Annotated in this window: 13 protein-coding genes; 6 read left to right on the top strand and 7 right to left on the bottom strand. The window is 64.3% G+C overall.

Annotation, left to right across the window (positions count from 1 at the left end):
- Window positions 1-16: 16 nt before the first annotated feature.
- Both CD932_RS15770 and CD932_RS15765 read right to left on the bottom strand, forming a co-directional pair.
- Window positions 17-646: a PolC-type DNA polymerase III gene (locus tag CD932_RS15770; RefSeq protein WP_176461005.1), complete on the bottom strand. Its 630-nt coding sequence runs from the start codon at window positions 644-646 to the stop codon at window positions 17-19.
- 35 nt (window positions 647-681) lie between these two features.
- Window positions 682-1,932, bottom strand: coding sequence for an Hsp70 family protein (locus CD932_RS15765; RefSeq protein WP_094443769.1), 1,251 nt, complete (start codon window positions 1,930-1,932; stop codon window positions 682-684).
- 178 nt (window positions 1,933-2,110) lie between these two features.
- Between CD932_RS15765 and CD932_RS15760 the strand changes: the two genes are divergently transcribed.
- The gene (locus CD932_RS15760) at window positions 2,111-4,135 is read left to right on the top strand and encodes an Ig-like domain-containing protein (protein WP_141213268.1); all 2,025 of its coding nucleotides are present in this window, start codon (window positions 2,111-2,113) and stop codon (window positions 4,133-4,135) included.
- A 169-nt stretch (window positions 4,136-4,304) separates the two neighbouring features.
- A complete protein-coding gene (locus CD932_RS15755) occupies window positions 4,305-5,408 on the top strand; it encodes a LacI family DNA-binding transcriptional regulator (RefSeq protein ID WP_094443767.1) in 1,104 nt (367 codons plus the stop codon).
- Between the two features lie 4 nt (window positions 5,409-5,412).
- Here CD932_RS15755 and CD932_RS15750 read toward each other — a convergent pair whose 3' ends face one another.
- Window positions 5,413-5,832 (bottom strand): YidB family protein, encoded by a 420-nt coding sequence (locus tag CD932_RS15750; protein WP_094443766.1) that lies wholly within the window; start codon window positions 5,830-5,832, stop codon window positions 5,413-5,415.
- Window positions 5,833-6,058: 226 nt separating this feature from the next.
- On the opposite strand from CD932_RS15750, the gene CD932_RS15745 reads away from it, so the two are divergent.
- Window positions 6,059-6,790: a hypothetical protein gene (locus CD932_RS15745; protein WP_094443765.1), complete on the top strand. Its 732-nt coding sequence runs from the start codon at window positions 6,059-6,061 to the stop codon at window positions 6,788-6,790.
- 73 nt (window positions 6,791-6,863) lie between these two features.
- Window positions 6,864-7,349, top strand: a complete 486-nt coding sequence (locus tag CD932_RS15740; protein WP_094443764.1) for a DUF6328 family protein — start codon at window positions 6,864-6,866, stop codon at window positions 7,347-7,349.
- 4 nt (window positions 7,350-7,353) lie between these two features.
- On the opposite strand, the gene CD932_RS15735 is transcribed toward CD932_RS15740, so the two are convergent.
- The gene (locus tag CD932_RS15735) at window positions 7,354-7,701 is read right to left on the bottom strand and encodes a hypothetical protein (RefSeq protein ID WP_094443763.1); all 348 of its coding nucleotides are present in this window, start codon (window positions 7,699-7,701) and stop codon (window positions 7,354-7,356) included.
- Window positions 7,702-8,003: 302 nt separating this feature from the next.
- Between CD932_RS15735 and CD932_RS15730 the strand changes: the two genes are divergently transcribed.
- Window positions 8,004-9,221 (top strand): MFS transporter, encoded by a 1,218-nt coding sequence (locus CD932_RS15730; RefSeq protein WP_094443762.1) that lies wholly within the window; start codon window positions 8,004-8,006, stop codon window positions 9,219-9,221.
- 186 nt (window positions 9,222-9,407) lie between these two features.
- Here CD932_RS15730 and CD932_RS15725 read toward each other — a convergent pair whose 3' ends face one another.
- From CD932_RS15725 to CD932_RS15715, 3 genes are read right to left on the bottom strand one after another with little or no spacing between them, the layout of a single operon-like run.
- Complete coding sequence (locus CD932_RS15725; protein WP_094443761.1) at window positions 9,408-10,319, bottom strand: cupin-like domain-containing protein; 912 nt, start codon at window positions 10,317-10,319, stop codon at window positions 9,408-9,410.
- Window positions 10,320-10,335: 16 nt separating this feature from the next.
- Window positions 10,336-11,880 (bottom strand): ATP-binding protein, encoded by a 1,545-nt coding sequence (locus tag CD932_RS15720; protein ID WP_094443760.1) that lies wholly within the window; start codon window positions 11,878-11,880, stop codon window positions 10,336-10,338.
- A gap of 14 nt (window positions 11,881-11,894) precedes the next feature.
- On the bottom strand, window positions 11,895-12,725 hold the full coding sequence (locus CD932_RS15715) for an alpha/beta fold hydrolase (protein ID WP_094443759.1): 831 nt from the start codon (window positions 12,723-12,725) through the stop codon (window positions 11,895-11,897).
- Between the two features lie 260 nt (window positions 12,726-12,985).
- Between CD932_RS15715 and CD932_RS15710 the strand changes: the two genes are divergently transcribed.
- Window positions 12,986-15,316: a TonB-dependent receptor gene (locus CD932_RS15710; protein WP_094443758.1), complete on the top strand. Its 2,331-nt coding sequence runs from the start codon at window positions 12,986-12,988 to the stop codon at window positions 15,314-15,316.
- The last annotated feature ends 49 nt before the right edge of the window (window positions 15,317-15,365 follow it).

Genomic DNA, 15,365 nt, shown 5'->3' with positions numbered 1-15,365 from the left:
TGAGTTAGCGCCTGAATCAGCGCCTTGCCGGATGTTTCAGCAGGAACTGCGGCACCTTGGCGGCGGCCAACTTGTTGAGCGCCACCAGCAGGTCGGCGTCGACGCCATCGATGCCGTAATTGCTGCGCAAATGGCGGCCGATATGGAGCAGCACCTGGGCCGCCACTTCCGCATCGGACTCGGCCCTGTGCGCCGCGCTCTTGAAAGCGATGCCCAGCTGGCCGGACAGCAAACCGAGCTTGTAGCTCGACAGGCCTGGAAACACGCGGCGCGACAGTTTCAGGGAGCACACCAGCGAACGGTGCGCGGGCGCCAGGTCCAGCCGGGCGCTCTCGGCGCGCAGGAATTTTTCATCGAAGCTGGCGTTATGGGCCGACAAGGCGTCGTTGCCGATAAATTCCAGCAACTGCGGCACCACCTCGGCCACTGGCGGCGCCCGGTCAAGCATGGCTTGCGTAATGCCCGTCAGGCCCGTGATGAACGACGGGATGCGCGCATTGCAATTGATCAGGCTGACATAGCGGTCGGTGATCCGGCCGCCTTCGATGCGCAGTGCCGCCACTTCCGTGATGCGGTCGCCCATGTCGGGCGACAAACCGGTAGTCTCAAAGTCGATCATGACAATCGGTTGCTCAAACACATTCATCTGGCGGGCTTTCTCGGTGGCGGCGGTGGAACAGCTTAACCGAACTTGCGCACTGCGTCGAGCGCCAGACCGGCACCAATACTGCCGAACAGATCACCTTCCACCTTGCGCGCCGACGGCACCAGGGCGGCGATTTTTTCACGCAGCAGGCCGACGCCGCTCGAGCCACCCGTGAAGAACACGGTGTCGACCGCTTCCGGCGCCACGCCGGCGTCGCGCAGCAGGCGCAGCACAGTGTCTTCCACGCTGCCGCACAGGTGGCCGATGGCTTCGTCAAACTGGCTGCGTTTGAGCAACAGGCTTTGTGCCGGCGACAGGCGGTCCAGCTCGAGTTGCACTTCCTGCGCGTCGGACAGCGCGATCTTGCCTTCTTCCACCTTCATCGCCAGCCAGTGCCCGGCGCGCTCGTCGATCAGCTTTTGCAGGCGTTTCACCTTGTCTTGCTCTCGCGCATCGCGGCATACATCGGCCAGCTGCACCCAGATCTTCTTGGTATAAGCCAGGTTGATGGTATGCCAGGTAGCCAGGTTGAAATAGTAGCTGGACGGCACTTCGCTATTGTTGTTCAGGCGGCTGCCATAGCCGAGCAGCGGCATCACCGACGACAGACTCAGGTATTTATCGAAGTCGGTGCCGCCGATATGCACGCCGCCGGTGGCCAGGATATCGTCGCGGCGCTCGGTTTTCCTGGCGCGTTCGGGCGACAGACGCACCAGCGAGAAGTCCGAAGTGCCGCCGCCGATGTCGGCGATCAGCACCAGCTCTTCGCGCTCGATCTGCGACTCGTAATCGAAGGCGGCGGCGATCGGCTCGAACTGGAAAGCCACGTCCTTGAAGCCGACCGAACGCGCCACCTCGGCCAGGGTGTCCTGCGCCAGCTGGTCGGCCTGGGCGTTGTCGTCGATAAAGAAGACGGGGCGGCCAAACACGGCCGAGTTGAATTCGCGGCCGGCCGACTGCTCGGCGCGCTTTTTCACCTCACCGATAAATTGCGACAGCAACAAGCGAAACGGAATGGCGCGGCCGCCCACTTCCGTCTGGCCGTCGATCAGGCTGGTGCCCAGCAGGCTTTTGAGCGAGCGCATCAGCCTGCCTTCGTAGCCGGCCAGGTAGCCGGCCAGGGCGGCCCGGCCAAAGCTCACTTCTTCATCTTCCGCATTGAAGAACACCACCGACGGCAGGGTAGTCTTGCCGTCTTCCAGGCTGAGCATGGTGCTCTGCCCGGGACGCGCCCAGCCTACCGTGGAATTTGACGTACCGAAATCGACGCCGCAAGCGTTGGCCATGTCGACCCTTCCCTGAATAAAGGGGCGTTATGCTACCAGATAGCAGCCTCTTGCACCAGAAAAATAAGCGGGCTGCCGGCTTGGCGGGCAAGCTTGCTCTGCATCAAGGACCTACTGTCAGCAAAAGCTACTCTTAGGAAATTAACGTTAAGCAACTAGACCGTTCCTGGAGACCGCCGTGACCCCGAGCCGACCGAGCCGCTACGCTTTGCCCCTGTTCCTGATGATACTGCTTGCTGCCTGCGGGGGCGGTTCCACCGATCCCCAGAGCGTCAGTGGCTGCGCCTTGCAAAGCACGGTCGGTTGCGGCGGCACCCGGCCCGATCCGGTGATTCCGCCCGTCACCACGCCTGTCACCCCCGTCACGCCCGATCCGGCCAGCCTGGCCAGTTCCGTGCGGCTGGTCTTTTCCAGCGCCGAACTGGCGTCAAACGGCGCAGCCGGCAGCGAAGTGAGCGTCACCGCGCTGGTCAAGGACGCGGCCAACCTGGCGTTGCCAAACGCCAAGATCGCCTTTGCCGCCGACTCCGGCATTCTGGGCGGCGTCGACACCGTCACCGACAAGAACGGCCAGGCGCGCGCCGTGCTCGGCACCGGTGGCGACAAACACAATCGCAGCATCAAGGTCACGGCCACCGTCGGCGCCCAAGCCGCCAGCGCAACGGTGGCGGTCACCGGCAGCACCGTGGAACTGAGCGGCCCGTCCTTGTTGACCACGGGCCAGCAGGCGGACCTGACTGTGACCGTGCGCGACTCGGCGCGCCAGCCCGTCAGCGGCGCGGCCATCAGCTATGCCGGCAATGGCGCGACGGCCCTGATGGTGAAAGATGGCGCGGCGGCGCTCAGCAATGCGCAAGGCCAGCTGGTGCTGCGCCTGGCCGCAGGCGCGCCGGGCAATAGCGCCGTGTCGGCCAGCGCCCTCGGCGCTGCGGTCTCGCACGCCTACACGGTGGCTGGCGGCGAACTGCGCGTCAGTCCCGCCGTGGGCCTGGACGCCAATGGCGCCGAACTGCCGCAGGAAGTGCCGGCGATGGCGTGCCAGGCCATCGATGTGCGCTATGAATCGGGCGGCGTGGCGCGCAGCGGCAGCGCCAGCCTGTCGACGTCGCGCGGCACCTTGTATGCGGACAGCGCCTGCAGCCTGGCCTTGCCGTCCAGCCTGGCCTTTGACAATGGCAAGCTGCCGACCAGCTATGTGCGCTCGGCCAACGCGGGCGTGGCGACCATTACGGCGGCGGTCGCCGGCGGCCCCACGGCGCAAACGCGGCTGGAATTCGTCGCCCAGCTGAGCTCTGCCAGCAAGCTCGGCGTGCAGGCCGATCCGGCCGTGCTGGGAGCCAATACCCTTGGCGCCACCGACAACGCCAGTACCCTCAGCGCCGTCGTGCGCGATGGCGCCGCCAACAATCCGGTCAAGCATGCGCCGGTGCTGTTTACCATTTTGAGCGACCCCAGCGGCGGCTATTTGCGGCAAACGGGGCGCGTGCTGACCGACTCAAGCGGACTGGCGCGCGCCGCCTATGTGGCCGGTCCGCTCGACAGCGGACGCGACGGCGTGCTGATCCAGGCCAGCATCGACGGCGCCACCGAGGCCACCGCGACCGCGCAGGTGCGCCTGACGGTGGCAAAAAAAGCGCTGTCGATCAAGTTTGGCACCGGTAACAACGTGCGCGAATATTCCCCCAGCGTGCTGCAAAAGGATATCGCCGTGTTCGTCTCCGACAGCGCCGGCAATGCGGTTCCCGGCGTGGCCATCACCGCGGCCGGCTGGCCCAGCCGCTACGGCAAGGGCTATTTCGTATGGGAAGCGGACAAGCAGGAGTTTCCCGACACGGGCGTCTGGCGCCTGGCACTGCCGCGCTACAGTTGCGCCAACGAGGATGTGTTGCGCAACGGCATCTTCAATACGGCCTATGACCTGAACGGCAACGGTGTGTTCGAGCCCGGCATTCCCCTCAGCGTCAGCGCCAGCGGCCAGACCGATGCGCTGGGCCTGGCCACGCTCACCATCAGCTATCCGCGCAACTATGGTTCCTGGGTGCAGGTGGCATTGAGCGTGCGCGGCAGCGTCACCGGCACGGAAGCGACATCGACCACGGAACTGACGCTGCCCACCCTGTCCACGGACTTCAGCGTGCGCCGCGTGCCGCCGCCGGGGCAAACCAGTCCCTATGGCACAGGTCCGTGCGACAGCGCGCAATAAACGCCGGCGGCGCCGGCACGTTGCCCGCAACATGTTTGCCACATTCACAAGAATCAGTCTTGCCAATAAACAATCTTCTGCGCTATGCTCGTCGTCCGACCTGGCCGCTCCGTCACGTGGCGGCCAGGACCGCAAGACTACCCCGAGACAGGTGGCGAGCCAGGATACCATGCGAAAAAAGACGATCATTGACAGCCGCGCCTTCAGTGGCACAGTGAATGGCGGCGCGCGCCGCGTCACCTCCTATGATGTGGCGCTGCTGGCCGGCGTGTCGCAGTCGGCCGTGTCGCGCAGCTTCCAGCCGGGCGCCAGCGTTTCGCCCGCCACCCAGGCCAAGGTGATGCGGGCCGCCGCCGCGCTCGACTACATTCCCAACGCGGCCGCGCGCAGCCTGTCGACGCGCCGCTCCAACTTGGTGGCGGTGATCGTGTCCAACCTGGCCAACCGGTATTATCCGCAGGAGCTGTCCGAGCTCAGCGAGCAGATCGCGCGCCAGGGCAAACGTTTGCTGCTGTTTACACTGGAACGCGAGACCGATGTCGGCAAGGTGCTGTGCGACGTCTGGCAATACCAGGTCGACGGCGCCATCGTCGCGGCCTGGCTGTCTGACGAGCAACTGGCCGAATTTGCCCGCCGCGAGGTGCCGCTGGTGCTGTACAACCGCTGCCCGCGCGGCCATGACGTGCACGCGGTGCTGTGCGACCAGGCCGAAGCGGCCCGCCTGCTCGTGTCGCGCCTGGCCGAGGCCGGCCACCGCCAGTTCGCCATGATCGACGGCCCCGGCGACTCGACGACGGCGCAGGAACGCAAGTCGGGCATGGTCGAGCGTTTGCTGGAGCTGGGCTTGCCGGCGCCGGTGGTGGTCAGCGGTAATTATGACTACGCCAGCGGCGGCCAGGGCCTGCGCAAGATTATCGACCGCCTGGGCCGGGTGCCGGACGCGGTTATCTGCGGCAACGACATCATGGCCATCGGCTGCCTCGACACGGCGCGCCACCTGCTGGGCATACAAGTGCCGTTGAACATGTCGGTGGCAGGCTTCGACGCGCTCGACGCCTCGGGCTGGCTCAGCTACGACGTGACCACCTTGCGCCAGCCGACGCAAAAAATGGCGGCCGACGCCGTCGCCATGCTCGTTACCCTGATGGAAGGCCGGCCCGGCGCGGCCGAACGGCGGCGCTATGTATCGTGCCTGATCGAAGGCAGCACGGCGCGCTTGACGGGCGCGCCCGGCTACCCGGGCCAGCGCCAGGCCATGCGCGCGGCGGCTTGATGGCTTAACCGAAAAACTTGCCCTTCAGTAAATTCAACCCCTGCGCCATCAGGTCATTGCCTTCCGGCACCTGCCCGTTCGGCGTCAGGTGATCGATCAGTTGCGGCAACAGCGCGGCCAGGCCGCCCGAGGCCGCCTCGGGTGCCATGCCCAGTTTTGCCGCGATCTGGCCGATGGTGTCCGCGCCCAGCGCGCCCTGCACCTGCTCGCCGGAAACCTGAGCGTTCACGCCGGTGCCGATCCAGCTGGCCACCTGCTCCTGCAAGCCGCTTTCCTGGAATTTCTGCAGCAGCCCCTGCAAGCCGCCATGCTGGTTAATCAGGTCCATCACGCTGGCCAGCAAGTCAGACTGGCCGCCCGCTCTGGCGCCCTGGCTGCCCAGCATATCGATGGCCTGTCCTGCCAGTTGATCGAACAATCCCATGTTTTCCCCTTTGTCTGTCCAGTGTGCAGGCAGGGAACGCCCCTGCCACGCATGATTGTACTGTGTCTGGCGGCGCCGTTCTGCCTGCCCGTGCGCCATGCCGCTTGAGAACCTACTATGATGGTTTTTTTACCCTGCTCCCCGGAGGATGCGCCATGGCTACTACCATCGCCGACTTTGTCTTGCAGCGCCGGGACGGCTCGATTGCGCCCAGGGAGCGCCGCTGATGGCGATGCCCGCGCTGACCTTGCCCGGCATCAGCTGGCCCTTGCCGGCCACCGTTGGCCATATCGCCGTCACCACGCCAGCCATTACCGGCCACTTCCAGGCGGGTGCGGGAACGGACGCCACCGTCGAATGCCAACTGGTCGAGGCCGGCAAGTTTCGCAACGGCGCGGCGCGCCAGTGGTGCCGCGCCCATCAATGCTACTGGGGCGTCAAGGCCGACCTGGCGCAACTGGCCGCAACGGGCCGGCGGCAGTGCAAGCTGCAGGGCGAAGCCATGGGCTATGTGCTGTATCCGGAAGTATTCGACCCTGCCAGCCATCACGCAAGCAGCCTCACCCTGGGCGAGGACGGCCTGCTGCATTTGCAGGCCAGGGCCGACGCTGGCGGCGCCCTGCTGGCGCGCACCGCGAGGGCGCTGGCGATCGACTGCGCTTCCCTGCCCGGCCTGTTTCACCCGTCCATCTTGCAGATCAATATCACGCCGCCGGCCGTTGCGGCCTATGTGCGGGCGCTGCGCGAAGCAGTACCCCTGGGCTGCAGCGACTGCCGCCGCTGCGGCCATCCGCACCTTGACCTGGGCGAGTTCGCCGTCGAACCACACCGGCGCCACTACTGCGGCAACTGCGGCCACGACGGCACGCACAGCCGGCAGGCGATGGTCTCGAATCCCTTGCAGCGCCTGCGCGAGTACGCCTTGCGCACGCCGCAGCGCTGGCGGCAGTGGTTCTGAACGTGCGCGCGCAAACAGTCGCGCCCGCCGATCCGCGCCAGACTGGCGTTTTATAGCATTGAATGATTGCAATATGGTAAATAATATCAATCCCGAGCGCGATCAGAAGGAGCAACAGGACGCCAGCGACAGCGGCGACCTGTCCGACCTGCTCAGCGAACTGCGCATCCTGCTGCCGGGCGCGCAGATGCTGACGGCCTTTCTGATCATCCTGCCGTTCAACGGCGGCTTTGCGAAAATCGTGCAGGCAGAAAAGATCGTTTTCCTGGCGACTTTCTTTCTGTCGATGACCAGCCTGGTGCTGCTGAGCGCGCCCGCCATCCAGCACCGCGTCATGCGGCCCCTGAACGACCGCGAGCGTTTCAAGCGCGTGGCCGACCGCATCATGATGGCCGGCGCCATGGCGCTGGCCTTCGCCTTTACGCTGGGCACCAATCTGGTGATCTCGGAAGTGTTCGGCCATGTGGCCGGCATCGTTGCCTGCGCCATCATTGCCGTGCTGATCATAGCCATGTGGTGGTGGATGCCGCTGTATCTGCGGCACCGCACGACGATCTGACAAGCTACTTTTGCAGGATGGTAATCTTGCCATCCGCTTCCAGGAACGCGCATTTCATGTCGACCAGCGGGATCAGCTCGGCGATCTTGCGACTGCGCGACGTCAGCACGGCAATGAGCATGTTCAGGCTCAGCAAGGTCAAGGCCAGCAGCAGCCCGCCCGGGACCAAATCGTCGCCACCGGACAGCGAATTGGACACCGCTTCGCTCAGCAGCATTACCACCAGCAGGTCGAACGGCGTAAATTGCCCCACCGTCCGCTTGCCCGTCATGCGCATCATCAGCAGCAGCGCGATATACACGAGCGCGGCGCGCGACACCAACTCCCACCAGGGTACATCGAGTTCGAACATGGCCAGCCTCCCCAAACAAGCTTGGCATATTTATACGCCTTTTCATGCCTGGTCCGTCGCACCGTTGATGCCGGCTTGCACCGCAGCACGCCAGGCGACATAAAATGCTCAATATTGCGACAGCAATATACTGCTGTGCATGCGAAACGGCGTATTCCCCCTTGCCAGCTGTGGTGTGCAGCGCAGCATTTTTACGCTGCCGCCTGCAGAGCCGGCCGGTATCCAATACAATAACGGCTATGGGCAGCCTGAACACTGGCGCGCGTCTCTCCTCCCGTCTCCACCTTACCGAACCTTAGAACATGCACGCTTCCGCAGACTCATTCATTCCGCGCGTTAATGCGCCTTTTGGCGCTGGCTATGCCGACCTGGCCCTGGCCATCGGCGGCCTGGCGATCGGCACCGGCGAATTCGCCTCCATGAGCATTTTGCCCGTGGTGGCCAACGACCTGGGCGCGACCCTGCCGGAAATGAGCCATATGATCAGCGCCTATGCGCTGGGCGTGGTGGTCGGCGCGCCGCTGATCACGATTTTTCTCGCCCGCATGCCGCGCCGCCTGATGTTGATCTGCCTGATGCTGATGTTCGCCGGCGGCAACCTCCTGAGCGCGATCGCACCGAACTACGGCATGCTGGTGGTGGCCCGCTTTATCGCCGGCATCCCGCACGGCGCCTTCTTTGGCGTGGCGGCGCTGGTCGCCGCCGCCATGGCCGAACCGGACCGGCGCGGCCAGGCCGTCGCCCGCGTGCTGATGGGCCTGACGGTGGCCAATATCTTCGGCGTGCCGCTGGCCACCTACATCGGCCAGACCATGGGCTGGCGCCCGGCCTTCTTGCTGGTCGCCGCGCTGGGCCTGCTGACGATGCTGATGATGCGCATATTCGTGCCGACAGTGGCGGCAGGCGACTCGAGCCCGCGCCGTGAACTGGGCGTGTTCCGCCGCCTGCAAGTGTGGCTGACCCTGCTGATGGTGGCGATCGGCTTCGGCGGCATGTTTGCCGTCTATACCTTTATTACGCCTACCCTGACGGAAATTACCAAGGTGTCGCCGCTGGTGATCTCGATCCTGCTGGCCGTGATCGGTATCGGCATGACGGTGGGCAATATGGTCGGCGGCTGGCTGGCCGACCGCTCGCGCCTGTGGACCATCTTCGGCGTGCTGGTATGGAACGTGGTGGCCCTGATCGCCTTCAGCTACACCACCACCAATGTCTGGCTGACGGCGATCAACCTGTTCGCCATCGGCGCCGGCATCGCCGTCGCCCCGGCCGTGCAGACCCGCCTGATGGACGTGGCCGGCGACGCGCAGACCGTGGCAGCCGCCCTGAACCACTCGGCCTTCAATATCGCCAACGCCCTCGGCGCCTGGGCCGGCGGCATGGCGATTGCCATGGGCGCGGGCCTGCAGTCGACCGGCTGGGTCGGCGCCCTGCTGGCCTGCGGCGGTATCGTGGTGCTGGGCATCTCGGTAATGGTGGAAAACCGCAGCCGCAATCTGGCCGGTGTGCAGCCGGCGTAATTGCTCAGGCGGATCGGATCAGGCTGCAGGCGGTCATCCAGCCCACGATGGCTTCTGAGGTCCTGTTCATCGTGACAGGCCTATCCCCGCCAAAATCCCAGGCATGCCCGCTCAGGATGGCCGCAGCTGGCCAGATGGACGGTTTGAGCATGGGCAAGTCTGCGGAACGTCATGTGCACCGGATCCTCAGCAGTCCGTACAGGCTGCGTCGCCACGCAAGGCAAACGGCACGGCCCTGGCCCAGCGGTTCGACGACAGCGAAAACGCCAGCGAGCGCACCTGGTGGTACCAGCCGGCCGGCACGTACAGCATGTCGCCCGGTTCCACCATGCATGTGATCATGGTGGCCTGGCGCGCCAGCGGAAAGCGTTCGTAGTCGGGCGCTTCCGGGTCGAACGGCGAACCGAACAGAATGGCGTTCGCTTCGCGCGGATACAAAAATTCGTCGTGATGCGGCGGCGACAAGATGATGCGCTTGCTGCCCCATACTTGCGCGAACAGATTGTCGTCGTAGTCGCAGTGCAGCGGCGTGACGGTGCCGGCCGGACCCAGCCAGTAGCGCGGCGGGCCGATCTTGTCGAAATACGCGGGCCAGTGGCACAGGCGGTTCAGTTCGCGCAGTTCCAGGTTGCCCAGATAGGGTGGCAAATCATGCACGCCCTGCGCCACCAGATCCAGGTATTCGACCATCGACATGTCCTGCATGGCGCGGTCGGGCGCGAACGCGGTATTGATATAGTCGCCCACGCGCGCGCGCACCGGCAAATGGCTGTAGCGCTCGCGCAGGGTGTGCGGCGTGAGCTGGCACAAGGGCCAGCGTTTCGCCGCGCCAGTCATCAGCAAAGGCAGGCCTTGCATGGCCAGCGCGCGAAAACGGGCGGCATCCTGTGGCCCTACGCGTGGCACTTCGGTGATTGCCGGCAAGGTGCGCGCGGCGCGCCTGATCGCCTCGCGCATGGTGGCGATGGACGCCACGCCGCGCACCTGCGCGTCTTTCTGTTCGCGCGCCTGCTTTTTGGCGAGCGCTGCTTCTGGAGTTACTGGAATGGCAATACGGGGCGGCAGGCGTTGCTGCAATGCGGTTTTATCTGGCGACATATAGTTGTAAGGTGATTCAGGCTGGCCTGGCGGCCAGCATCTTTTGCAATACCGTGTCGAGCTCGGCGAAGTCGACCGGCTTGGTCAGGTGCAGGTCAAAGCCCGCCTCCGATGCCAGCTGGCGATCCTTGTCCTGGCCCCAGCCGGTCACCGCCACCAGAATCGCATCGCGCCCGCAAGGCAGCTCGCGCAGCTGGCGCGCCACCTCGTAGCCATTCATGTGCGGCAGGCCGATATCGAGCAGCACCACATCGGGTTCGAAGGCGGCGGCCAGGGTGAGGCCGGACGGACCATCGTAGACCGTGCCGACGCCATAGCCGAGCATCTCGAGCGCCATCGCCAGGGTGTCGGCGGCATCGGCATTGTCGTCGATCACCAGCACCTTGCCGGCGCGCTCGCCGGGCTGCGGCTGGCGCCGGGCCGGCGGCGCGGCGATCACTGGCGGCGTGGCCGGCAACGGCAGGCGCAATTCGAATTCGCTGCCCTGCCCCACGCCTGCGCTGCGGGCACAGACGCTGCCGCCATGCAGCTGCGCCAGGCCGCGCACCAGCGCCAGGCCGATGCCCAACCCGCCCTGCGCGCGCGACAGTGCCGGCTCGAGCTGCGAGAACATGTCGAACACCGTCGCCAGATGTTCGGGCGCGATGCCGATGCCGGTATCGCGCACGGTGATGATCACGTCTTCAGCGCCGCGCGCGACGGTGAGCCAGATATGGCCGTTGGCCGGCGTGTACTTGACGGCATTGGTGAGCAGGTTGGCAATCATCTGCGACAGCCGCGTGGCGTCGGCATCGAGCCAGATGGGGTCATGGGGCTGCTCTACTCGCACCGTGTGGCCGGCCTGGGCCGCCAGGGCCGCCACGCTGTGCAGCGCCATGTCCAGCACCGGCGCCAGTTGCACGCTTTGCCGGCGCAGTTCCAGCCGGCCCTGGGTGATGCGCGACACTTCCATCAGGTCGTCCACCAGATGGGTCATATGCCTGAGCTGGCGCCCCAGCACCTCGCGCGCCCGGTCCAGTTGCGGATCGTCGAGCTGCGCCAGGTTCAGTACTTCAAGCACATTGCGCATGGGCGCGAGCGGATTGCGCAGCTCATGGGCCAGGGTCGCCAGGAATTCGTCCTTGCGCCGGTCGGCTTGTGCCAGCTTCGCATTGAGGGCGCTGGCGTCGCTGCGCGCCAGTTGCAGATGCTGTTCGTACTTGCGGCGGTCGGTGGCGACAAACACGGCGATCTCGTCGTACTGCGCCTCGCCATGCCTGCGCCGCACGGCGTTGAACAGCATCGGTATTTTTTCGCCCTGGCTCGGGCGCACGTCGAGCAGCACCTCGGCCACGCTGCCCTGCAGCTGCATCAGCGGGCGCCAGTGAGTCTGGTGAAACACGCGCCCGCCGATGGTCAGCAGGTCCGACAACGTTTTTTTGCCGACCAGTTCGTGCTCGGCGTAGCCCAGCCAGCCGCAAAACGTCCAATTGGCCTTGAGAATGACGCCATCGGCGGCGCACAGCAGCAAGCCGCAGGCGGCGTGCTGGAACAGGGTTTCGACATCAGGCAGGAAGCTCACGGTACGGCGTCGCTTCAGAGATGGAGGCCATCGAGAAAGGCGCGGATCGGCGCATGGCAGGCTTGCGGCGCGCTCATGTGCGGGCAATGGCCCATGTTCTCGATCACCTGCAAGGTGCTATGCGGCAGATGGGCGCGCAGGTAGTCGCCGACCGGCATCGGTGCGATGAAGTCGTCATCGCATTGCACGATCAGCGCCGGCGTGGTGTTGCGCGGCAGGTCGGCTCTATGGTCGGACAAGAAGGTGGTGCGTGCAAAATGCAGGGCGATAGTCGGATCGGTGCGGCAAAAGCTGTGCGCCAGCTCCTGGCCCAGCGCCGGCTGCTCGGGCGCACCCATGATGGCCGGCGCCATGGTGCCGGCCCAGCCCAGGTAATTGCTGTCCATGGCGCCGAGCAGGTCGTCGATATCGGCGCGCGAAAAGCCGCCATGGTAATTACTGTCAGGGTCGTCGATATAGCATGGCGACGGCGCCAGCATGATCTGCGCGGCAAAGCGCTGCGGTTCGGCGATCGAGGCCAGCAGGGCCGTCATGGAACTGACCGAGTGGCCGATGCAGATCACCGGGCCATCGCCCACCGCCTTGATCACTTGCAGCAGATCGCCGGCGTGCGCATGCAGACTGGTGTAGCTGTCGAAATCATAGGCCGACAAATCCGAGTTGCCGCAGCCGACCAGGTCGAACAGCACGGTGCGGTAGCGGTCACGGAACATCGGCTCCAGATAGCGCCACATGGTCTGGTCGCAGCCGAAACCATGCGCGAAGACGATGGTCGCCGTGTTGGCGCCATCCGCAGGCGACACGGCTTCGTTGATGCGGATATTGTTGCGCTGCTCGATACGCATGCCGGTCTCGCTTTATATGGACTGTCAGAAATAGCCGTGGCCCTTGGCCCAGGCCTTCGGTGGCATCTTAACATGGGGCAAGTGATGGCGGGCAAGGTCTGCAGGCCACGGCCAGCGGCTTGCTGCTCGTTGCCCGTTGCGTGGAAAATCATTAAATGCAATTATCTTGCAATAATATTGCACATCACCTACCATTGCGCCCGAAGTGCAACACAATTGCATTTATCCAGTTTCCACTCCTCCACTATCCAGAGTCATCAATGCGCCATCACGCCCTTGCAGCCGCCATCCTGTCCACTTTTTCACACGCTTATGCAGCCGACGAGACCACCCTGCAGACCATCAATATCAAGGCAGACCGGCCCACGACCATCGACAGCGTCGCCGTTGTCGACAACAGGCAAGCGCAGAACAAAACGCTGGGCGCCATGCTGGAACAGGTTTCGGGCGTGCAAAACAGCGCCTTCGGGCCGAACGCCGGCGCGCCGGTCATTCGCAGCCTGTCCGGCAGCCGCGTGCAGATCCTCGAAGACGGCCAGTCCATCCTCGGCATGAATGCGCTCAGCGGCGATATCAATATCCCTTTCGATCCGCTGTTCGTGCGTAGCGCCACCGTCAACAAATCATCCGACAGCGTGCGTTTCGGCGGCAATGCCATCGGCGGCAGCGTCGACGTCGATTCAGGGCTCATTTCCAGGAAGATGGAAGCGCGGGAAAAGGAAGTCGAACTGGTCCTGCGCAAAGGATTCAACGACACCAACGCCCAGGGCCTGCGCCTGAACTTCAACGACCAGCAGCGCTTCTCGACCAATGTGCAGTTGTCGTTCCAGAAGATCGGCCAGTACGATATTCCCGGCAACAGCAAGGCGTCGGTCTGCAACAGCGGGCTGTTCCCGGCCAACGGTGGCGTGAACACCTTTCTCGCCGACAGTTGCCAGAAAGAGGCCCGGATACAGCAGGTCTACAATAAAAGCTCGCAGCCGTATATCGAACAGTTCATCAAGCAAAACCCGGACTGGGCCGACGGCGATTTTTCCTTTTATACCAACAAGCCGACCTCGGTGTGGCAGGGCAAGACCTGGGTCAATCCCGCCAACCCCGCTTATGTGCCAGGCACGCCAAAAACGGTGCAGAACAAGATCAGCAACGACGTCACGCCCGACTACCACGGCACGCTGGGCAACAGCCAGTCCAGCAATAACCATGCTGCGATCGGTTCGACCTATTTTTTTGACCAGGGCTATGTCGCCGCCAGCGTCGACGCCAAGGAAAGCAAGTACGGCGTACCCGGCTTTTCGATGGAGAACAAGTCCTTCGGCGCGAATCCTGAGCAGCCGCAGCCGGTCGGCGTGGTGATCAAGCAGGACAAATATGCGCTGGAGGCCAAGCTGCTCGAGCCGGTGGCGTTGCTGGAAAGCGCGCAGCTGCGCGTATCCCGGCTGAACAATGCGTCGGGAGAACGCCTCGGCTCAGCCACGGCGAACGATTACCAGTTCGACACCAACCAGGCCGAACTGCTGCTGGCACAGCGGCGCGCCGGCCCCTTGAGCGGCCTGTGGGGCCTGTCCTACCGCGCCAGGCAGATCGCCGGCAGCGGCACGCAGCGGTACCTGCCCGATGTGGATACCACCAACCGCGCCCTGTTCGTCAAGCAAAACCTGGACTTCGACTGGGCCTCGTTCGATGCCGGCTTGCGCCATGAAAAAGTGGACAACGCTATCAGGAACAGCGCTTTCAAGACCTCGCGCAACGCCAGTAACGCCAGGCTCGAAGAGCGCGACTTCAGCCTGAACAGCTATAACGTGGGCGCATCGACCGAACTGGGCCGCTTGTTTGGCGCGAAGCTGCGCTACTCGTCCTCGCAGCGCGCGCCCGAGGTCAACGAGCTGTACGCCAGCAATCGCCACTATTCCATCATGACCCAGGAAGAAGGAAACCAGAACCTGAAGGCGGAACGTGCCAGGAACACCGAACTGACCGGGCTATTCGGCTATCACGGCTTCAAGGCGTCGGCGACGGCTTATGTGATGAAGTACGCCAACTACCTCTACCTTGGCACCTCGGGACTGCAAACGGCCAACCGCCTGCCCTTGAAATACTGGAAACAGACCGATACCACGCTCAGGGGCTTCGAGCTCGATGTGTCGCAGGCGCTGGAACTGGGTGCCTGCGGCAAGCTGAACCTCTCTGCCTTCGCCGACCTGGTCAAGAATAAGGCCGACAAGCCCGACTCGCTGCGCGCCCACAACGACGGCGAATACCTGCCCAATATGCCGACCAACCGCTACGGCGCCAACCTGCAGTGGGAAAACCAGGGCTGGAAAGCGAGCGCGTCAGGCACCCGCTACGACCGGCAGAAGTACCTGGGCAGGAGCGTGGGCGAGGAAGTGCCGCTCGACGGCTACACCCTGGTGAACTTGCAACTGAGCCGCGCCTTCCAGTTGAGCAATTCCGGCGTGAAGCAGATCGAGGTGTTTGTCAGCGCCGCCAACCTGCTCGACCAGGAAGCCCGGCCGCACAATTCGCCACTGAAATATATCGCGCCCTTGCCGGGCCGGGGGTTCCAGCTGGGGTTGACGGGACGACTGTAATGCACTGTGGCGACGTGCCATGGCGGTCACCCGCCTGGCCATGCACTTT

The organism is Janthinobacterium sp. PC23-8, from assembly GCF_002250505.1.
In the GTDB taxonomy this organism is placed as follows: domain Bacteria; phylum Pseudomonadota; class Gammaproteobacteria; order Burkholderiales; family Burkholderiaceae_D; genus Janthinobacterium.
Note: the sequence above shows the minus strand (reverse complement) of the source record. Positions and strands in the feature narration are given on the sequence as shown.